The following is a 20313-nucleotide window of genomic DNA, read 5'->3' on the forward strand; positions in this document are numbered from 1 at the left end:
GCTCGTGAGTGGTTAGCCGTGTTAGAACAGGGCTAACCACTCACGAGGGTTTTCTAGGCTCCGGCCAGGGTGTACACCGCGTGCGCGATGACGTCGGTGTGCCGGTCGAGCGAGGTTGCGTTGATGTTGCTGGTCGTGTCGCAGGCCTGGTGGTAGCACCGGTCGAACGCGACATTGGCCGAGCCGCCCCACTTCTGGGCTTGTGCGGCGGTCTTGCGGCCTTCGGCACCGCTGAACGTGCCACCGACCGGGATGCCAGCGCGGGCGAAGGCGGCGTGGTCGGAGCGGCCGCCGACGCTGGTCAGCTCGGTCTGCACGCCCTTGGCCGAGAAGCCCTGCTCAAGCAGGTCCTCGATCGCCTGCGAACCGCTTGGCTGGCCGGAGGCCGAGTAGACGAAGTACGCCGGGTTCGGCGAGCCGATCATGTCGAAGTTGACGTAGGCCTTGATCAGGCCGCGCTCTGCCGAGGTCAGGCTGTTGACGTACGCGGTCGAGCCGATCAGGCCGAGTTCCTCAGCACCCCACCAGCCGAAACGCAGCCGCTTGGTCGGCCGGACGTTCTGGCGTGACACGGTCAGCGCGACTTCGAGCAGACCGGCGGAGCCGGAGCCGTTGTCGTTGATGCCGGGGCCACGGCTGACGCTGTCGAGGTGACCGCCGGACATGATCACGTTGTTGGCGTCGCCGTGCGGCCACTCGGCGATCAGGTTGTAGCCGGTCGCGCCGCTCGCGGTGAACTGGTGGATCCTTGTCTGGTACCCGGCCGCGTCCAACTTGGACTTCACGTAGTCCAGCGATGCCCGGTAGCCGGGACGGCCGTGCGCCCGGTTGCCGCCGTTGGCGGTCGCGATTCGTTGCAGCTCAGTCAAATGTGCCTGGACCGCGGCGACGGGGATGTCCGGTGGCGCCACCACTGCCTGTGCCGGGGTGACGGTTCCGACAGTTGTCCCGACGACGAGAAGCATGGCCGCGAGGAGCTTCATGGGTTCCTCCTGAATATGCCGTTTGCAGGGAAAGGGACGGCATGTCTTATTCAGGGCCATGCATGAGTCCGGCGGTACCCGCCGGAAGTTGGTCGCGCACCCAGGTGTCGAACCTGGCGTCCCGCAGTTATGAGCTCCAGGTGGTCGCCGGACCGTGCGCGCTGGTCAAACCGCGCTCCCGCACCAGGGTTCGAACCTGGCCTTACCGATTAACAGTCGGTCGTGCTGCCACTGACACCATGCGGGAAAGAAACAAAAAAGCCGCCCATCGCAAGCGACAGGCGGCTCCCTCGGCCATGGACGTTTCAAACCGTCACGGCGGGGAACCACCACTCTGCATGCGATTGCGCTTCGTCATGGGAGAAGCGTCGCATGCCGGTCAACGGGGTTTTTCACCTGTGGACAACCCTGTGGATGAGTGGCCTGGTCTGTGGACAACTCCCCTCGCGTCCGCAGGCCGGGGCCCTCTCCGATGTGGATGACGGCGCCGCCACCCCCCTGTGGACAACCAGATGCCGCCGTGCGCTGACCCGAACGGCGTAGCGTCGGCTGCTACCCGCGTCAACGCCGGATTGGCCCAAGAACACCAGGAAGCCGTTGATTTTCGCTCGTGCCCGAAATGCCTTCTCGACAACTCAGGGCAAACATTGGGACAACCTTTCCCCTCGGCCCGCGTCCACTTCAAGACGCGGTTCGGGGCCGAGTTCTGGGTCGTCAGCCTGCTAACTAGACTTTCGACCTGTTCGCAGCCGGGGAACGGTTCGTTACTGACCGTGCCGAGCGCGCAAAAAGAGCGAGAGGGCAGACCGTTGACTAACGGGAGTACGGCCGCCGACGTGAGACCGGGAGAAGGAGCCACCGGACGGTCTGTCCCGGAGTGGCTGTGGGTCATCGCGATCGGCCTGATCGGCGCGGTGGTCTTCCTGATCCCGTACCTGCAGACGCCTTACTTCTACTACGTCGGCGACAACCCCGAGTCGTTCGTGCCGAACTGGTACCACTACGGCCAGCAGGTCCTCAACGGTGTCTGGCCGACGGTCGAATCATCCGGTTGGTACGGCGGCAACTACATCGGCGAGGCCGCGGCGTCCACCTGGAACCCGTTCTTCGTGCTCTGCTGGATCATCGTCGCGCAGTTCAACAGCATGACGGCGGCAGCGGCCTTCGTGATGATCGCGCACCTCTGCCTGCTGACCATGGGCACGTACCTGCTCGCGCGTGAGTACGGCGCCGCGCGGGTCTCCTCGACGGTGTTCGCGTTCGCCATTCCACTCACCGGTTTCACGCTGTATTACGAGGCCGCAGGCTGGCCCGCAGGCCTGTCCGCGTTCGTGTGGGTCACCTGGTTCTGGTGGGCGGCGCGCAGGTTCTCGCGTGGAGCCTCGTCGCCGCTGCTGCCGTTCCTGCTCGGCGCGATGGCGATGACGGTCGGCAACCCGTACGCGGCGCTCGGCATGATCATCGTGCTGGCGGCGATCGCCATCGAGCTGCTGGTCAACAAGAACGTCCGTGGCTTCGTGCAGCTGGCCATCGTTGGCGCCTGCGTCGGCGCGGTGGCTGTGCTGGTGTTCTTCCCGCTGCTCGGCGCGATGCCGGTGAGCTCGCGGCAAGAGCTCGCGATGATCGCCAACGACACCTTCCTCGTCCCGGGCGTCGGCGACCTGCTCACGGCGAGCGCGCCAAGCTACCTGCCCGCGATCCTCAACTGGGGTGGGCAGGTCAAGGAGAGCCTGCCGTCGACCTACTTCGTCTGGTTCGCCATCCCGCTGCTGCCGTGGCTGCGTTGGCGCACCTTGCTCACGTCCGCGCGCTCGCTGATCAGCGTCGGTGTGGTCGGCGGGGTCTACGCGATCCTGACCTTCGGCCCGTCCAACCTGTGGCTGTTCCGCTGGCCGATCCGGCTGATCGAGTACCTGTACCTCGCGGTCGCCGTCGTGTTCGCGGTGCTGTTGTCCAAGGGCCTCGCCAAGGACAAGATCCGCGGCCGGACCATGATCACGATCGGCCTTGTCGGGATCGGCGCGTACCTGTCGTTCGCGGTACGGCCGGAGTTCTACGCGTTGCACGCTGTGTCGACCGTGCTGGTGCTGGTGTTCTTCTTCGGCGCGCTGTGGGCGTACCGCAAGCGTGGCTGGATGGCGCTGGGAATCGCGTTGCTGATCGGCACGATGGGCATCGCGGCGTACCAGACCAACAAGATCCCGGCCCCCGGTGTCGACGTCACGCCGTGGATCGTGCCCGCGAGCGACATCAACAAGATCAAGGCAGGCACCGCCGAGTACAAGGGCACGGTCCTGCAGCTCGCGTCGCAGGGCCTGGTCAAGGGCACCAGCGAGCAGGATGACGGCGAGGTCGCGTTCGGCAACCTGTCCGTGCTGAACGGCCACGAGTCGATCACCCGTTACAGCGGCATCGGTTTCACCGAGTTCACGGCGGCGCTATGCATGGACTACAAGGGCTCTGTGTGCCCGGACGCGTACCGCAAGGCGTTCGCCCCGGTCCCCGGCACTGACATCACCTTGGTCGACGCGCTGCGCGTGCAGACGCTGGTCCTGCAGGACGCGTTGTTCCCGAACGTGGTCAACAGCGCGCCGCCGCGCGGCTGGACGCGCATCGCGCAGAGTGGCGGCCGGACAGTGTGGACACGGGACGCGCCGCTGCCATATCCGGGACGCGTATCCTGGGCCTCGCGTGGCGTCACCGTGGCTTCGTCCACCTCGGAGTCCGCCACCGAGCAAGTCAAATTCAGTGCGCCTGCCGGTGGCGGTCAGTTGATCTTCGCTCGCCTTGACTGGCCCGGATACAGCGCGACCGTCGACGGTAAGACGGCCGAGGTTCGCAACGGCGACGCTGGCCTGATCACCATCGACGTGCCAGCCGGTGAGCACACCCTTTCACTGGACTACGAGACGCCTGGGCTCCGGCTCGGCGTGACGTTGCTGGGCGGCGCCACCCTGGTGGTGCTGATCCAGACCTTGTGGTGGTGGCGAACCACCCGGCGCCGCGCCGACGCGACGCAGGAGAAAGACACTGAGAACGGCGTCGCCGAGGACGCTTCCCCGGTACTGACGCACACGTAGGCCCACCCGACGAGAGAAACTTGAGGAGCAGGGAAACCGCATGCCGACCCAGCAGGAGCAGAAGGTGGCCAAAGCCCAGAAAACAGGCGGCTCCCAATCGAGCATCCGTGGCGTGGTTCAGCGAATCCTGTTCGCCTCACCCAGCCCGCAAGCCCCCAACGAGCTGTACGCGCTCGGCGTCTACGGCGCCGTGCGGCCGGAGCGGCACCGCGTGGTCGTCGAGCCGGACGCCCGGCTGACCACGAACACCTACTTCGGTCGGCTGCCCGCCAGCTACCTGCAGCGGTGGACGCAGATCCGCGAACTGGAAGCGGTGTTCCGGGTCCGTGGCGCCGGTCGGCTGGAGATCCACGCGTCGGACGCCGAGGGTGAGCCGCGGATCCTGACCACCGCGGAGGTCGCCACCCCCGCTGAGCAGGAAGTACGGCTCAAGGTCAGCCTCGACCGGTTCATGGACGGCGGCTCGATCTGGCTCGAGGCCGTCACCTCCGCCGAGGAGCTGACGATCGAGGACGTCCGCTGGGTGATCAGCGAGCCGTTGCGCGAGCGGTTGACTTCGGTCGTGATCTGCACGTTCAACCGTGCCGACGACTGCCTGAACACCATGCGCGCGCTCGGTGAGGACACCGAACTGCTGGCTGTGCTCGAGAACGTGTACGTCGTCGACCAGGGCACCGACACCGTGCAGAGCCGCGAGGACTTCGACAAGGTCGTCGGGCTGTTCCAGGGCAAGCTGCGCTACCTGCGTCAGCCCAACCTCGGCGGCGCTGGCGGCTTCACCCGCGGCATGTTCGAGATCAGCCAGGCTGGCGGCAAGCACGCCAACGTCCTGCTGATGGACGACGACGTGCTGCTGGAGCCGGAGACGGTCCTGCGGATGTCGGCATTCGCCAACAACTCGACCGACCCGGTCATCGTCGGCGGTCAGATGCTGTACCTGTACCACCCGAACCGCCTGCACATCGGCGCCGAGTTCACCGACCTGCCGATGCTCAGGCCCGGTGTGCCGGTCGCAGGCGCACTGCACAACGTGGACCTGACCAAGACGCTGCCGCACAAGCGGGTGACTGCGGGCTACAACGCCTGGTGGTCCTGCCTGATCCCGGCGGAGGTGATCGAGAAGTGTGGCCTGCCGCTGCCGATGTTCTTCCAGTGGGACGACATCGAGTACGGCACCCGCGCCGGCCGCAACGGCTTCGCGACGGTCACGCTGCCCGGCGCGGCGGTGTGGCACGCCGACTTCGCCTGGAAGGACTGGGACGACTGGGCCCGGTACTTCAGCCTGCGTAACTCGCTGATCACGTCCGCGCTGCACTGGGACGGCTTCGACGGCAAGACCGCGGCGAAGGTGCTGGCCAAGCAGATGGCCGAGTACCTCGTGGCAATGCAGTACGGCATGGCCGCGACCCTGCTGAAAGGTCTCGAGGACTTCCTGTCCGGCCCGTCGGTGCTGGCCGACGGCGGTGTCGAGGCCGCGGCGGCGATCCGCAAGCTGCGCGCCGACTACCCGGACACCCACCGCAAGCAGCCTGCTGACCTGCCGGTCGACGCGGCTTCGACCGTGCAGATCTACGACGACCCCGGCATCCCGCCGATGCTGAAGGCCGTGCTGGTCAAGCGGGTACTCAACATCCTCGCCGGTCGCACCGGCGGCGCCGCGCAGATGATGGCTGGCGACGCCAAGTGGTGGAACGTGTCGCGGTTCAAGTCTGTCATCGTCACGGACTCCGCACAGGACGCCTTCCGGGTGCGCAGCTTTGACCGTGAGGTTGTCGTCGATCTCGCCAAGCGCGGGGCGAAACTGCTGGCCAGGCTGGCCAAGGAGGGCACGCTGGTCCGTGAGGAGTGGCGTGGGGCGATGGGCGAGCTGACTGCCCGTGACAACTGGGACCGGCTCTTCAAGTCCTGATCTTCGCCGTGCTGGCCCGGGCTGGTTCGCCAGTCCGGGCCTTCGCGCGTTTCAGGCCGCCGTGCTCGGGGCATCCCGAATGGGCTTGTTCCCCGAGGCGGAGGAGTGGCTGTGTTGGCCGACCGCTACCGGATCGACGAGTTACTTGGCACCGGCGGAATGGCCGACGTGTACCGAGCGTGGGACACGCGGCTGCACCGTTCGGTCGCCGTCAAGGTGTTCCGCCAACAGGCGGACGACACCGCGCGAAGTCGGTTCGGCAAAGAGGTCCGTACGCTGGCCACGTTGGCGCACCCCGGGCTTGTCTCGGTCTACGACGCCGACATCACTCAGCAGCCGCCTTTCGCCGTGCTGCAGCTCATCGAAGGCCAGACGTTGAGCGCCCGGATCAGCGACGGCCCGCTTCCGGCTGACGAGGTCCGTGCGATCGGTGCCCAGGTCGCCGATGCCCTCGACTATGTGCACGCCAACGGCGTGGTCCACCGTGACGTCAAGCCGTCGAACATGCTGATCGACGCCGATGGCACGGTCTACCTGTCCGACTTCGGCCTCGCCCAGCTCGCCGGGGCGACCCGGCTGACCAAGGCCGACATGCTGGTCGGCACGGCCGCTTACCTGGCTCCGGAGCAGGTTCGTGGCCAGGATGTCGCTGGCCAGGCCGACATTTACGCGCTGGGCCTCGTGCTCCTGGAATGCCTGACCGGGCAACGGGAGTATCCGGGCAACGAGATCGAGACCGCGGTCGCACGGCTGCACCGGCCGCCTACGATCCCCGATGATCTGCCGCCTGACCTGCACCGAATTACTGGCGCTGATGACGTCTCTGACGCCACGCCGCCGCCCGACCGCGCTGCAGTGCGCTGAGGCGCTCCGCGACCCGTCCACGCTGCTGCTGGAGCCTGCACCTCCTCCCAAACAGCGGCGGTCCCTCGCCGCCGCGGCCGCGCTTGTCGGCATCACCACGGTTACGTGGCTCCTGTTGAGCGGCGTGGGCGCTGAGGCACCGACCATCCCGCCCGCGGCCGTTGTTCCACCGGCTGTCACCACCGCGCCTCCGCCCACAACCCAAGCCGCGGCCGTTCCCGTCAAGGACAAAACGACAGCCGCTCCCAGTCGGCGCGACAACCCGACGGCCACCAAATCGCGGAAAGGCTCGAACAAAGGAAAAGGGAAATCGGGTAAGAACAAAGATTAGTCCACGCACGGAATCGCGGTCGGCGGCGGACTGGACGGTGGCGCTGAACTGGCAGGTGCCGGTTCTGTCTTCGTCGGGGCAGGCACTCGATTGAACATGTTGGCGACCATTGAGGTGATCTCAGCGACTTTCACGCGATCTTGCCGTGTTCGAAATGCGTGAGGACAAGGGCGGCTTTGACGATGTCGCCGATCTTGCTGGGGCTGGCGGTGAGATGCCGCAGGCTGCGCCAGCGTCCGGTGAGTAGGGCGAAACCACGTTCGCCCAGACACCGCAGGCCACGCAGCAGAGCGTTGCGTGTGCGGGTGTCCACGTCGAGGACCTGGCCATCGGCAGGCTGTTTGACCGGGGTGTGCACGCCGATGCCGGCACCGTCGTAGCCGCCATCGGCCAGCGTCGGCAGATCAAGGTGCGAGGCGGCCCAGTACAGCGCACCCAGCACATGCTCGCGCGCCACGGTCAAGTCATGGAGTGAACCGGGCTCGACATCCGAGACCCACCACGGAAAACCGTCCGGCGCGCACAGCGCTTGGATGTTGCCGCCGTGCTCGCGGGCTTTGCCGGAGTACCACAGGTCGATCGGCTCGCCTTTCACGCTCAACGTTTTCTCGCTACAGCGATCGGCGGAGAAGACCTTTCCATCGAGGATCACGTAGGCCGTGCCCTCATCCTTGGCCCGCTGCAGGGCCTCATGCAGGTCCGGCGCCTGCTCGGCGAGCACGATGACGACCTCATCCAAGTAGCGGTAGCCGGTGGCGCGGGAGATGCCGTGATCGCGAGCCAGGGCGGGGACGTCGGTGTTCTGCCGGAACCAGCGCAGGCCCAGCACCGCGTGGCGAAAGCAGGTCAACGCCCTGCTGTTCTTGCGGGTGCCGCGTCGGCGGCGTTCGGCGTGCAGCAGCCGGCTGAGGTAGAGGGCCAGTTCACGCGGGACATCGAGCATGGCACGATACGCAATCACGGGGAGCCTTCTGGTCCGGACTTGATCTTCGCAATCCAGTTCTACCAAGGGCTCCCCGCCCATCTTTCCCCGGGTCTCACCACTCCCCAGCACATCGACCAGCGCTCGTCCGAGCAGCTTCGCGGCTCAACAAACGAACCAGAATCTTGGTGAGATTACCTCATTGCCCGGATTTTGTGCGGATCGACGATATTGATGCTTTCGCCGTCCACCGTCTGGGTGTCTTCGATCGGCAGCGTCAAATACGTCATCCGGCCGCCGGTCACGTTCGACATCCGCATCGCGAAATCGAGCAGTTCGACGCGGTCGTCCACCACCACGTTCTGCTTGGCCACGTCGACAAGGCCGGGCAGCGTCGCCGCGCCCTGTGTGCGGATCCTGTGCATCACCGCCGCGATGAAGGCCTGCTGGCGTCGGGTGCGGTCGAGGTCGCCGTTCTTCAGGCCGTGCCGCTGGCGTACGAAAGCAAGCGCTTGGGAGGCGTTCAGGACCTGCCGTCCGGCCACCAGGTTCGCGCCGGACATCGGGTCGCTCGTCGCGTTGTTCACGCAGACCTCGATCCCGTTCAGCGCGCCTGCCAGGTAGTAGAACCCGGCAAGGCTGACCTCGGCGATGTGGTCGATCGGCACGTCGAGGAACGTGCTGACGGTCTGGATCTGTGCGCGTCGACCGGCTTCCCGGCCGAGGAACTCCAGTTCGTGCTTGTCCGGCAGGCCACCGGCGCGCAGCTTGGTCTCCTCGGCGATCTTCGCCCTTCCGTACGCCTCTTTGATCTTTCCCTTCACCGGACTACCCGGGATGCCATACAAGTCAACGAAGTTGTCCCTCGGCACGGACAACGCGGTGGCCTGTGAACCGTCATTGGGGATGTGCAACAACATCAGCGTGTTCGCGTTGTAACCGCCACGGTCGCTCTCGCCGGCTTGCAGCTGAGCGAGAACCGCGTCCGGCAGCGGATCGCCGTTCAGGTCGAGGCGGGTGGTGAGCCCCATCACCAGGATGTTCACCGCGTGTTCGGATCGCGGCGCATCCGGCGCAATGGCGTTGGACCGACGGACCCCTTCGTCGATGTCCTGATACGTGGCCCAGCCCACACCCGCGGCCACCATCAGCGCCACCGCGACGATGATCCAAGTGGTCCGGACCATTACAAGTGCGGAAGTCCGCAACCACTTCATGGTTTCGATGTTATGCGAGAGGGCCGTTGAGCTATATCCTCGATAGAGTCCGATCTAGACACTAGGACGGCAGTGGTGGGGGATAGACCGGTACATCCACGCGTACCTGTGGAAGTACCTGCTGTGGCGGCCATTGCCATCCTCGCTGTCTTCATCGGGATGGGGTTGATCACCGACGACGGCACGTTCGGCTGGGTCTTCGGGACGTGGGTCGTCATCGGCTCGGGCATGGCAGCGGCGCTCGTCCGGCCGATCGGCCTCTGGGTCGTGGTGCCAGCGCCACCGCTCGCCTTGCTGATCGTGGTGGCGATCGGCACCGCGTGGCAGTTGAAACCGGTGTGGAGCAACACAAAACAGCTTGTCGCCGAGTTCGCGCCACCGTACCTTCACGGATTCCCATGGCTCGCGGCCGCCATCGGCGTCGGCATCGGTATCGCGGTCTTCCGTCTGACCCGACGGGCACGTTCATCATCTGGGGGAGAAACTCATGCGGGACGCCGAAAAGCCGGTCTTCGCATCGACAAGCAGGACACGTAAGGCCATCCGGCTGACCAGCAGGTTGCTGGCGGTCGGCATGGTCGTGCTCGCGCTCGTGCTTGTCGCGACCACGCTTGGTTCTGTTCACAACGACTCGGCAACGACATGGCTCGTCACCGATCACAGGTAGGCCGGATTCCCTGGGCGCACTGGATCACCCTGCTCGTCGGGGTGTTCCTGCTGCTTGGCATGTTGACGATCCACGCGTACAACGTGACCACCTCCCCAGCGGCCCCGACCGAACCCGCCGACGGCACCGTGGACATCGCCGACAACACGATCGCGCTGGTCATCCAGGACGGACCCAATCCGAAGTGGACACCGAGGATCCTGGACGCGCTGCGCAAGCACAACGCGCACGCGACGTTCATGCTGGTCGGCACGCGGATCAACGAGCACCCAGAGCTGGTGCGGCGGATGCTGACCGAAGGGCACGACGTCGGTATCACCGGACTGCGGCCCGGCGATGTCGCGCAACTGCCCGGCTGGCAGCGTGACCTGGAACTCTCGTTCGCCCAGCAGGCGCTTGCCGCGGCCGCGGGTGTCCACACGCGACTCTTCGGGCAGTTGTCCGAGGTATCCGACGAGGTCCTGCTGTCGCTGCGGCGCGACGGCTACCTGGTGGTCGAGCCGACAACGGACGCACTGTCGTTGCCGTGGGGCGATCTTTCGGCACTCTCCGCGACCGCGCGACCCGGTGCGGTAGTCGGCATGCACGACACCGGCAGCGTGACCGTGGACGAGGTGAACGGCCTACTGTCCACAATGTCCCCTCGCGGGCACCGGTTCGCCAATATGTCCGAGGCGCTGATCATTCCCCGGCCGCATGAGGAAGCCGGATTCGGCAGCAAGCTCACCGGGCATCTGGCTGCGACAGCCCAGAACTACGGCGGCACGCTCGTGTTCGTGCTCAACGCGCTGATCATCCTGGCCGCGATGTTGGCTGTGCTGCGGACGTTGATGCAGCTCGGCTTGGCGAACACCGCACGGCGCGTTGCCAGGGAACGGGAACAGAACCCGCCGCCGTGGTACTCGCCGCCGGTGTCGGTGATTGTGCCCGCGTACAACGAATCCGCGAACATCGTCGCCACAGTTCAGTCGTTGCTAGCGAACACACACACCGCTGACGTCGAAGTGATCGTGGTTGACGACGGTTCAACGGACGACACCGCGGATCTGGTGCTCGCGTTGGGGCAGCCGGGCGTTCGGGTTGTCAGGCAACGCAATTCAGGCAAGTCAGTCGCGTTGAACACGGGAATCGCCCACGCCGCACACGACATTCTGATTCTGGTCGACGGGGACACGGTGTTCGAGCCGGAGACGATCGGTCATCTCGTGCAGCCGATGATCGACCCGACGGTCGGCGCGGTGTCCGGCAACACCAAGGTCGCCAATCGTCGTAGCCTGCTGGGCCGTTGGCAGCACCTGGAATACTGCGCCGGGTCCAATTTGGATCGTCAGATCCTGAACGCGCTGCAGTGCATCCCGACTGTGCCGGGCGCGATTGGTGCGTTCCGGCGCGAGGCGCTGCGTCAGGTCGGTGGCATCAGCTCGCAGACGATCGCCGAGGACACGGACCTGACGATCGCGATCACCCGCGCTGGCTGGCGTGTCACGTACACACCGGATGCGCGGGCGTGGACCGAGGTTCCGGCGACGTTGGGAGCGTTGTACAAGCAGCGCTACCGGTGGTCGTTCAGCACGTTCCAGTCGATGTGGAAGCACCGCGGCAGCTGGCGCGACAGCGGCCCATCGGGTCGGATGGGCCGCTACGGCCTGATCTACCTGTTCGCTTTCCAGTTGCTGCTGCCGTTGCTCGGCCCGGCGATGGATGTTTTCGTGCTGTACGGCATGTTCGTCGCGGACGCGCCGTACGCGATCGTGATCTGGTTGCTGTTCCTGGCAATTCAGACCGCAGGGGCAGGGTATGCGTTGTACCTGGACGGCGAATCACTGCGTCCCTTGTGGGGTTTACCGTTGCAGCAGGTGGTTTATCGACAGTTGACGTATCTCGTGGTGATCCAGTCGATCGTCACGGCGATGCATGGTGCCCAGTTGCAGTGGCAGACCAACAGGCGGACCGGTCAGGCAGCGAAAGCGCTGACCTACGCGGCGAAACCGCCATCGACGTCCCAGGTGGCGCCGTTGACGAACCGAGACTCCAAGCTGGCCAGGTAGGAGACGACGCTGGCAACGTCGGCGAGCTGGCCGACCTTGCCGACGGGCGTCATCCCGACCATGTAGGCCACCGCGTCCGGGACGGCTTTGGCCGAGTCGGACAGGATGATGCCGGGCTGGATCGTGTTGGCGGTGATGCCTTTCGGGCCCAGTTCGCGGGCAAGCCCCCGGGTCATGCCCGCCATCCCTGCTTTGACCATGGCGTACACCGCCTGGCCGGCCCGCAGCAGCTCGCCTGCTGGCAGGTGGTCGGCGAAGATGCTGCCGATGTTGATGATCCGGCCGCCCTCGCCGAGGTATGCGGCGGCCTCCTGGGTGGCGACCCACGTGCCTCTGAGGTTCACCCGCAGCATGGTGTCGAAGAATTCCATCGGATACTGCCGGATCGGCCACAGCGCGTTCGAAAAGGCGTTGTTCACCAACACATCCAGGCCGCCGTAGGTGCTGGCGACCGTGTTGACCGCCGCGCGCACCGCGGCTTCGTCGCCGCTGTCGGCATGGATCGCCAGCGCTCCCGTCTCCTGCGCGAGTGCGTCGGCACGGTCCTTGGCCTGCAGGTATGTGAACCCAACCGACAATCCGTCAGCAGCAAGGCGTCGCACGATCCCCTCGCCGATGCCGCGTGCTCCCCCGGTGACCAATGCCACCCGCTGTGAAGTTTCCATGCACCGGACGTAACCATTGATCGATTCACGTTCAATGCACAAAACCTTCACCCTCGTGCGGCCTTCCCGCTCAGCGGAAAGGCCGCACTCTGAGGGAACGTCAGCCAGCGCTGCCCGTCGAGTCGACCGAGTCGACCGGAGCCTTCTTCTGTTGCGGCGCCTTCGCTTCCTTCTGCACGTTCGCAGCAGGCGCGGTGACCTTGTCGTCCGGCGAGTTGGCCGTGTCCAGCGCCGGGTCGTCGACTGAGTCGACGACCGATGCCGTCGGCGAGTCCGCGCTCTCCGGCGAGTTGTCGACCACACCGTTCTGGGTCTGGGTCAACGGCGCGTCGAACTGCTGCACAACCGGTGCGGGATGCGGATCACGCACAGTGCTGCCACCGTCGTCGTCGGCCATCGCCGCTGCCGCACCGAAGCCCGCCAGTGCGAAGGTGGTGACGCCTGCGATGATCCACGGTCGTTTGCTGTTCATGATTTCCTCTCCTTGCTTGGCTGTACTTCCACAATGACGGCGGTAGATGAAAAGAAAGGGTGGCAGTCCATGAAGGACTTCTCATCCAAGCCAGCGCTCGGCCAACTCGAGCCGTAGTTCCGTGTTACGCGACCAGTCCGGCTCCTGCACCCGATGCGGCCCGGTCGCCAGCGAGAGCACGACGGCCGCCGTCCGCCGATGAAGTGCCTGCGGGTCAAGGTCTTTGCTGAAATGCGCGGCCAGCTGATCCTGAACGCCGATGATGTGCGCGGCATGGTTCGCACGAATCTGAGCGAGCACGGACAGGTGCCCGAGCAGGCATGCCGCGTCGTCGAGGCGCTCGCCACGACCTGCGGTGTCGATGTCGAGCAGCCTGGCTTGTCCATTGTGGATGATGAGCTGGCTTTCGTAGAAGTCACCGTGCACTGGGACATCCGGCCCTTCCGGCGACTCGTGGTGCACCTTCGCCGCGATCAGCCTTGCGCGTTTGCTCAGATGTGGCGCGGTGACGGCGACCACTTCGGCGTAGTGGGCGGCTTTCTGACCCCATGTCGGTTTCCGCTTGCCCGCGAGCTCCCATGGCAGGCCGTCCAGCGCATCCGTGACGCTCTGCGGGTCGACTCCCTTGTAGTCCAGCAGTTCTTCACGCAAGGTCCGGCCTGGCAGCCCGGCTAGCAGGACGAGACCGTCGTCCGTCCAGCCAAGGGATTCCGGTGCCGTTGTGGCGATCCGGTGCCGGTCGTGCAGGTCTTTCGCCTGATTCGGGCGGACCGCCTTGATGAAAACCCTGCGTTGATTGGGCAGCCGGACCTCGACGACAGCACGCCTCCGCGGCCGATACGCCCTGGTCTTGACGCTCACATCGCCGCCAACATCGACCCCGCTGGCCTCGATGAGAATGCGCGCCTGCGCCGGATCCACCGCGCGTGGCAGCCCAGGCAGGTCCGGATCGAACGGAAACCGCCACACGCCAACGTCTGTGGTGCCGTCACTGATCCGGACGACACCGTCAGGCAGCGAACCATTCGACACCCCAATGACTTCGTCGCGGACACCGTCAGCCCATTTGACCGTCGCCGAGTAGCTGACCGTGGTCCGCTTGCCCGGCTGATGGTCCACTTGCGCGGCGGTCCAGCTCAGCAGTTGCCCACCGGCACCGGCCACCACCGTGGCGAGCATGTCACCCGCCGCCGTTCCCGTCAGAAGTGCGAGATCAGCCATGCCATCACGATGACCGCGGGGAATGATGCGGCCATGAGCCGCCGATGAAGAAACTTTCATCTGCCGGTCATCGGAACGTCCTTGCGCTAGCGTGCCTAAGTCATCCGAATTGTCCGGTTGAAAGAGGGCGCCTCATGGACGCGGACACCAAGAGAATCTTCAGGCCTCGCCGCGTAAGCCTCCGAAGAACCGGCTTGATCCTGTTAGGTGTGACGCTGGCGATCAACGTCGCCAGCATGGCGGTGCCCGCGTTGATCGACCACCCATTGACGACCAACCGTGGTGAAATCCATGACTACCTGGACGTTTTCGTAGAGGGAAATCTGCCAACCTGGTGGAGCACAGGCCTTTTGGTGCTCGCGGCGGCGTCACACGCCTTACTGGGCTGCATCGGCCACGCGGCGCGAGTGAAAGGAAGCTGGGCCTGGTTCGCCAGCGCGACAATGCTCGGCGCCTTATCCCTGGACGATCACACGCAGTTGCACGAACGCCTCGACCGCATCGGCCGCCATCTCGTGACCTATGACGGCGGCTTCCCGTTCTACTGGCTCATTCCCGGCCTTGTCGCCGGTCTCATCGTCGCCATCGGTCTGCTACTGCTGGCCCGCCACCTGCACGGCCGGCCCCGCACGTACATGATCATCGGCTGCGTCCTCCTGCTCGGCGCGGCCCTTGGCGGCGAAGCACTCCAAGGGCTCCTGATCGCCTCCGGCGAAAGCGGACCGTTGTACGTGCTGACGTATCACGCGGAGGAATTGGGCGAAAACCTCGGCGTCCTCGCCATGCTCGCCGCCGCGGCCCATACGGCCCTCATCGTTCGCACCCAGCACTCGATCGACGTGCGCTACGGTCGTCCTCAGCGTCGTTAGGGGGATTCCCAATGAAGTTGTCAAGTAGTTGGGAGCTGCGGTGGTGAGGGGGTCACGCTGCCGTTGCGGCGGGGGTTGCTTGGTAGGTGGTGCCGTCGCGCAGCAGTGCCCACAAGACGTTCAGCCGGCGGCGTGCCAGGGCGAGGACGGCCTGGGTGTGTCGTTTGCCTTCGGCTCGTTTGCGGTCGTAGTAGGTCCGCGAGGCGGGGCAACAGCGGATGCTGACCATGGCGGAAAGGTAGAACACGCGCAGCAGGCGTCTGCTGTAGCGGCGGGGGCGGTGCAGGTTGCCGTTGACCCGGCCGGAATCGCGGGGTACTGGTGCGAGTCCGGCGACGCCGGCCAGCCGGTTGGGACTGCCGAAAGCGGTCATGTCGCCGCCGGTGTAGGCGAGGAACTCGGCGGCGAGCTGGATGCCGAAGCCGGGCAGGCTGAGGATCACGTCGGCGTGTTTGTGCTGGCGAAACCGGCTCTCGATCAAGGTGTCGATCTCGCTGATCTCCTCGTCGAGAGTCATCACCCCCTTCGCCAGCCGCGCGACCATCGCGGCGGCCAGGTCTTGTCCGGTGATGGTGGTGTGTTGCGCGTTGGCGGCGTTCAGCGCGGTCTGGGCGACGGTGCTGGGGTTGCGGACTTTTCGGTTGCGCAGCCAGGTTTCCAAGCGGTTGGCACCGATTCGTCGCAATGCCGCAGGGGTTTGGTAGGCGGTCAGCAGCACCAGGGCGGCTTTGGAGGTGCTGTAGTCGAAGGCGCGTTCCAGGGCCGGGAAGTAGTCCAGCAGTTGCGCGCGCAGCCGGTTGATGGTGCGGGTGCGGTCGGCGACCAGATCGGCCCGGCGGCTGGTCAGGATCCGCAGTTCGACGCTGACCGGGTCGCCGGTGTGCACGACGTGCAGATCGTGGCGCATCCGGGCCTGGTCGGCGATCACGGCGGCGTCCTTGGCGTCGGTTTTGCCGTCTCCGCGGTACATGCCGGCCGCGTAGTGGACGGTGCGCCCGGGGATGTAAAGCAACCGCTGGTCGTGGTTGACCAGCAAGGCGATCAGCAACGCCGCCCCGCCGGAGTTGAGATCGACCGCCCAGGTCAGCTCTCCATCCAACTCGTCTGCCAGCGCGGTGACCTCGCCGACCAACTCCAGCAGCGGAGCCTCGTCGTTGGCCACCCGCCGCGACAACAGCCGCTTGCCGGCGGCGTCGATCACCACGCAGTGGTGATGGGTCTTGCCGGCATCGATGCCTGCCCATACTCCGGGCACGAGCGTCACCTTCCTGTTCGTCAGGTTCATGGTCCCAGCAAACGACCACGCCGTCGTGTCCTTACACAGCGATTTGTTCGCGCATCCCAATTAGCGGTCGGGTCGTCGTGGGGTGCTGGGCGGCCAATCCCCCTGGGCCATCCACGGCGGACGCATGGAAGCCATACCCAGCACCCCTGGGTCGTCGGAACCCTACGACCAGCCCCGATCGACACAGGAAGAAGGTAAGGATGCTCATGGTGCGTTGGCGACCGGATCAACTGCCACCGCCGTCACCAGTTGTGATGCAGGCAGCGGCTGGACAGGGGCTCGGCGGATTCGTCACAACTCACCACCTGATGCACACCCTCGCCCCACCACCTGGAAACCCATTGGCCGAACGATGGATCATCCGTGTGCTGATCCTTGTCGTCGCAGGCTGCCTGGTCGGTGCCCTCATGTTCTTCAGCAACGGCAACCCGGGCGTCGGTGTCGCCTTCCTCGTCCCCATCATCGGTGTCGTCATCTTGGCTATCGTCCGCGGGAAACGGATGCAGAACGCTGGCCCACAGCCGTACGAGCTGGCATACCGGTTCCAGCACGGCATGGTCTGTCCCACGCTGAATGCCCCGGTGGCGTTCCGCTGGGACTCCATCACCCAGGTCTACGCGGACGTAACCACGCACTATCGCGGTGTCGAGTACGCGGGAACGACCTTCCAGTACACGCTCGTAGCGGCAAACGGCTGGCAGGTCCGCTTCATCAGCAAGGACGGCCGCGAACCCAAGAAAGCCGAATTCGTCCTGGCACAAGTACTTCAGCACGAAGTAAGCGACCGCGTGCTGGCCACGGCGCTCAACCAGATCAACGCAGGCGGCCACGCCGCATTCGGCGAAGTGGCGATAGCCCAGCAAGGCATCTTATGCCGATGGTCTGTTTATGCCGATCTTGGTTGTGTTGTGCCTGTTCGGAAGTGCGGCCATTCGAGTGAGGTCCGCATAAGTCTGCGTCATGCGCCGTGGGTTTTCCCGCCTGGGTCAGTGCCAGGTTCAGACGGGAGGAAAGATCGTGACGTGGTCTCGTGCACGGCTGGAGATATCCGGCCCGTTGATGCCGTTTGAGGAAGGTTTCACCAAATGGTTGGGGCATAAGGGGTACGTGCCGACGGCGGTGCGGACACACCAGCGACGCGTGATCCACCTGAGTCAGTGGATGCAGACAACAGGGCTTGAGATCACCGAGTTTGGTCCGGCAACGGTGGAGGCGTTCATCGCGGCGCAGTGCGTGGACGGGCGGTTCAAGGATTGGAAGGCTGGGTCGTGGGCGGCATTGTTGGAGTATTTGCGGTCGATCGGGGTGCCGCTGGCCGCTCCGGCCGGCCACGTGGTGACGGCTGCTGACGCGCTGCTGAGGCGGTATGCGGAGTACGAGGCAGCGGAGCGAGGTCTTGCTGCTCGGTCTATCGAGCGGAACGTGTGTGCGGTCCGGCCCTTTGTGGAGTGCCGGATGCGTGATGGCCAAGGCGGGCTGGAGCAGTTGACCGCCGGTGAGATCACCGAGTTTGTGGTTGAGCAGGCGCGCCAGGCTCCTCGGTCGTTGGCGCATCTGGTGCCCGCGCTGCGATCGTTGTTGCGGTACCTGCAGGTTGCCGGGGCTATTCCGGTTGGGCTGGCTAGCGCGGTGCCGACCATGGCTCGGTGGAAGTTGGCCGGGCTGCCGAAAGCTTTGCCTAGCGGGCAGGTGAGGGCCCTGTTGGCGTCGTGTGACTTGGAAACCGAGATAGGTCAGCGAGATTTTGCGATCCTGACCATGTTGTCGCGGCTGGGGTTGCGCATCGGAGAAATCGCCGCGCTGCGGTTGGAGGATATCGATTGGCGCCGCGGCGAGCTGACCATCACGGGCAAAGGCCCACGCTGTGAGCGTCTGCCGCTGCCCAGCGATGTCGGGCAGGCGATCGTGTCATACCTAGTTGGCTGGCGCCCCAAGACCGATACCCGGCACGTGTTCGTCTGTGCTCGTGCGCCGTATGGTCACATGAGCAGCACCACGGTCACCAACGTGGTGGCCAGGGCAGCCCGCCGGGCGGGCCTGGGCGTGCTGCATGCGCATCGGTTGCGGCACAGCGCAGCCACCGCCATGCTCGGTGCTGGCGCCTCGCTGGAAGAGATCGGCCAGGTCCTACGGCATCGCACTGCCCTCACCACAACGATCTACGCGAAGGTCGACATCGGCTCGCTGCGCAGAATCGCCCGCACCTGGCCAGGATCGCAGGTCGTGGCATGAGCGCGGGCGCGACCACTGGCGTGAGCATGTTGCGGCAAGCCCTGGCCGACTACCTGCGCTTGCGCCGGGCTCTGGGGTCCACATTGGACCGCGCGGAGAAACTGCTGGCACAGTTCGTCACCTACCTAGAACAGCACGACGCGGACGTGGTCACTGTGGAGCACGCGGTGGCGTGGGCCACGCTGCCGGGCGGAAGTGGTTGGTGGCACGCACTGCGTCTGATCGCAGTACGACGGTTCGCCGTTTACCTGCGCAACCTCGACGACCGCACTCAGATCCCACCACCCGGGTTGCTTGCTCATGGCAAACACCGGGCTACGCCATACTTGTACTCCAGCAGGGAGATCGACGCCCTGATCGCGGCGGCCCGCATGCTGCCCACCCCGATCGCGGCGGCCACCTACCCTGCGATGATCGGTCTGCTCGCGGTCACCGGTATGCGATTCAGCGAGGCGATCGCCTTGGACGTCACAGACTTCGACGACCACAGCGAGACGGTGATCGTCCGGGCGGGCAAGTTTGGCAAGAGCCGCCTGCTCCCGGTGCATGCCACCACAGCCGACGGGTTGCGTCACTATCTGGTCCAACGCCAGCGGCTCCTGCGCACGAGGAAACTCGCTGACCGCGATGTCCTGTTCATCTCCGCGGCCGGCACCCGCCTGGATCACAGTGCGGCACAGAAGAAGTGGCGCACGATCCGGGACCTGGCAGGACTGACGCCGCGATCGGCCAACTGCCGACCCCGCATTCACGACCTTCGCCACAGTTTCGCCGTCGCGACTCTGCTGGACTGCTACCGCCGCGGCGCGGACATACCTACCATGCTGCCCACGCTGTCGACCTACCTCGGCCATGTCGATCCCAAGAGCACCTATTGGTACCTCTCGGCAGCACCGGAACTGCTGCAACTGGCCAGCCAACGCCTGGACACCTACCTGACAGCGGGTGACACGTGAGCGCACTGGCCCCCACGCTGCAAGCGTTCTTCACCGACCGGCTGATCCGGCAACGTCAAGCCAGCCCGCACACCATTGCCGCCTACCGCGACGCGTTCAAACTGTTGCTGGCCTTCACTTGCCATCGCACCGGCAGCACACCATCCCGGTTGCGGATCGAGGAGCTGACCGCTCCGCTGATCGGCGATTTCCTCAACCATCTAGAGACCGAGCGCGGCAACAGCGTCCGCACCCGCAACGCTCGCCTGGCTGCCATCCACTCACTGTTCCGCTACGCCGCGCTGCGCCATCCCGACCACGCCGACTCGATCCAACGCGTGCTCGCGATCCCACCCAAACGGTTCGACCGCGCTATCGTCACCTACCTCACCGAACCCGAGATCGACGCGCTGCTGCAAGCCCCAGACCGGAACACCTGGACCGGCCGCCGCGACCGGACCATGCTCGCGGTGGCGATCCAAACAGGGCTACGCGCCTCCGAGCTGACCACATTGACTATCAGTGACGTTCACCTGGGCACCGGAGCTCATATCAGCTGCCACGGCAAGGGCCGCAAACAGCGCATCACCCCCTTGACCAGCGGCACCGTCAC

The 20313-nt window shown here is 65.5% G+C and carries 18 protein-coding genes, 1 tRNA gene and 1 pseudogene; 12 read left to right on the forward strand and 8 right to left on the reverse strand.

Going from position 1 to position 20313, the window contains the following annotated elements; all coding sequences use genetic code 11:
* Positions 1-53 precede the first annotated feature (53 nt).
* Positions 54-983 carry a M28 family metallopeptidase gene (locus tag LWC34_RS42630; protein WP_233730876.1) on the reverse strand — a complete coding sequence of 310 codons (930 nt, stop codon included), beginning with the start codon at positions 981-983 and terminating at the stop codon, positions 54-56.
* Between the two features lie 175 nt (positions 984-1158).
* Positions 1159-1230 (reverse strand) — tRNA-Asn (locus tag LWC34_RS42635).
* A 589-nt stretch (positions 1231-1819) separates the two neighbouring features.
* Between LWC34_RS42635 and LWC34_RS42640 the strand changes: the two genes are divergently transcribed.
* The 4 genes from LWC34_RS42640 to LWC34_RS42655 all read left to right on the forward strand — a co-directional run bounded on the left by LWC34_RS42640 (position 1820) and on the right by LWC34_RS42655 (position 7167).
* A complete protein-coding gene (locus LWC34_RS42640; RefSeq protein ID WP_233730877.1) occupies positions 1820-4063 on the forward strand; it encodes a glycosyltransferase family protein in 2244 nt (747 codons plus the stop codon).
* A gap of 40 nt (positions 4064-4103) precedes the next feature.
* A complete protein-coding gene (locus tag LWC34_RS42645) occupies positions 4104-5972 on the forward strand; it encodes a glycosyltransferase (protein WP_233730878.1) in 1869 nt (622 codons plus the stop codon).
* A 111-nt stretch (positions 5973-6083) separates the two neighbouring features.
* Positions 6084-6836, forward strand: a complete 753-nt coding sequence (locus tag LWC34_RS42650) for a serine/threonine-protein kinase (RefSeq protein WP_233730879.1) — start codon at positions 6084-6086, stop codon at positions 6834-6836.
* Positions 6787-7167, forward strand: coding sequence for a hypothetical protein (locus tag LWC34_RS42655; protein ID WP_233730880.1), 381 nt, complete (start codon positions 6787-6789; stop codon positions 7165-7167). The genes LWC34_RS42650 and LWC34_RS42655 overlap by 50 nt, the downstream gene beginning before the upstream one ends.
* A 130-nt stretch (positions 7168-7297) precedes the next feature.
* On the opposite strand, the gene LWC34_RS42660 is transcribed toward LWC34_RS42655, so the two are convergent.
* Positions 7298-8128: a transposase family protein gene (locus LWC34_RS42660; RefSeq protein ID WP_233722715.1), complete on the reverse strand. Its 831-nt coding sequence runs from the start codon at positions 8126-8128 to the stop codon at positions 7298-7300.
* A 155-nt stretch (positions 8129-8283) separates the two neighbouring features.
* Complete coding sequence (locus LWC34_RS42665) at positions 8284-9306, reverse strand: LCP family protein (RefSeq protein WP_233730881.1); 1023 nt, start codon at positions 9304-9306, stop codon at positions 8284-8286.
* Positions 9307-9429: 123 nt separating this feature from the next.
* On the opposite strand from LWC34_RS42665, the gene LWC34_RS42670 reads away from it, so the two are divergent.
* From LWC34_RS42670 to LWC34_RS42680, 3 genes are read left to right on the forward strand one after another with little or no spacing between them, the layout of a single operon-like run.
* Positions 9430-9843: a DUF6542 domain-containing protein gene (locus LWC34_RS42670; protein ID WP_233730882.1), complete on the forward strand. Its 414-nt coding sequence runs from the start codon at positions 9430-9432 to the stop codon at positions 9841-9843.
* Positions 9794-9973 (forward strand): hypothetical protein, encoded by a 180-nt coding sequence (locus LWC34_RS42675; protein WP_233730883.1) that lies wholly within the window; start codon positions 9794-9796, stop codon positions 9971-9973. Before LWC34_RS42670 ends, LWC34_RS42675 begins: the two co-directional genes overlap by 50 nt.
* Positions 9949-12021, forward strand: a complete 2073-nt coding sequence (locus LWC34_RS42680; RefSeq protein WP_233730884.1) for a bifunctional polysaccharide deacetylase/glycosyltransferase family 2 protein — start codon at positions 9949-9951, stop codon at positions 12019-12021. Before LWC34_RS42675 ends, LWC34_RS42680 begins: the two co-directional genes overlap by 25 nt.
* On the opposite strand, the gene LWC34_RS42685 is transcribed toward LWC34_RS42680, so the two are convergent.
* The 3 genes from LWC34_RS42685 to LWC34_RS42695 all read right to left on the reverse strand — a co-directional run bounded on the left by LWC34_RS42685 (position 11949) and on the right by LWC34_RS42695 (position 14379).
* Positions 11949-12686 carry an SDR family oxidoreductase gene (locus LWC34_RS42685; RefSeq protein ID WP_233730885.1) on the reverse strand — a complete coding sequence of 246 codons (738 nt, stop codon included), beginning with the start codon at positions 12684-12686 and terminating at the stop codon, positions 11949-11951. The two genes, LWC34_RS42680 and LWC34_RS42685, sit on opposite strands and share 73 nt — an antisense overlap.
* Before the next feature lie 100 nt (positions 12687-12786).
* A complete protein-coding gene (locus tag LWC34_RS42690) occupies positions 12787-13158 on the reverse strand; it encodes a hypothetical protein (RefSeq protein WP_233730886.1) in 372 nt (123 codons plus the stop codon).
* Positions 13159-13239: 81 nt separating this feature from the next.
* Positions 13240-14379 (reverse strand): phosphotransferase family protein, encoded by a 1140-nt coding sequence (locus LWC34_RS42695; protein ID WP_233730887.1) that lies wholly within the window; start codon positions 14377-14379, stop codon positions 13240-13242.
* A gap of 209 nt (positions 14380-14588) precedes the next feature.
* On the opposite strand from LWC34_RS42695, the gene LWC34_RS42700 reads away from it, so the two are divergent.
* Entirely contained in the window at positions 14589-15248 is a 660-nt protein-coding gene (locus LWC34_RS42700) for a DUF8692 domain-containing protein (RefSeq protein ID WP_233730888.1), read from the forward strand.
* Positions 15249-15300: 52 nt separating this feature from the next.
* Here LWC34_RS42700 and LWC34_RS42705 read toward each other — a convergent pair whose 3' ends face one another.
* Positions 15301-16533, reverse strand: a complete 1233-nt coding sequence (locus LWC34_RS42705; protein WP_233723301.1) for an IS110 family RNA-guided transposase — start codon at positions 16531-16533, stop codon at positions 15301-15303.
* A gap of 200 nt (positions 16534-16733) precedes the next feature.
* On the opposite strand from LWC34_RS42705, the gene LWC34_RS42710 reads away from it, so the two are divergent.
* The 4 genes and pseudogenes from LWC34_RS42710 to LWC34_RS58350 all read left to right on the forward strand — a co-directional run.
* Positions 16734-17603, forward strand: coding sequence for a DUF6585 family protein (locus LWC34_RS42710; RefSeq protein WP_233730889.1), 870 nt, complete (start codon positions 16734-16736; stop codon positions 17601-17603).
* The gene (locus LWC34_RS58345) at positions 17551-18765 is read left to right on the forward strand and encodes a site-specific integrase (RefSeq protein ID WP_233726034.1); all 1215 of its coding nucleotides are present in this window, start codon (positions 17551-17553) and stop codon (positions 18763-18765) included. Before LWC34_RS42710 ends, LWC34_RS58345 begins: the two co-directional genes overlap by 53 nt.
* On the forward strand, positions 18762-19721 hold the full coding sequence (locus LWC34_RS42720) for a tyrosine-type recombinase/integrase (RefSeq protein ID WP_233726033.1): 960 nt from the start codon (positions 18762-18764) through the stop codon (positions 19719-19721). The genes LWC34_RS58345 and LWC34_RS42720 overlap by 4 nt, the downstream gene beginning before the upstream one ends.
* Positions 19718-20224 (forward strand): annotated as a pseudogene (locus LWC34_RS58350) (tyrosine-type recombinase/integrase); the annotation flags it as partial. The gene LWC34_RS42720 and the pseudogene LWC34_RS58350, both read left to right, overlap by 4 nt.
* Between the last annotated feature and the right edge of the window lie 89 nt (positions 20225-20313).

Source organism: Kibdelosporangium philippinense, assembly GCF_021390435.2.
Classification (GTDB): Bacteria; Actinomycetota; Actinomycetes; order Mycobacteriales; family Pseudonocardiaceae; genus Kibdelosporangium; species Kibdelosporangium philippinense.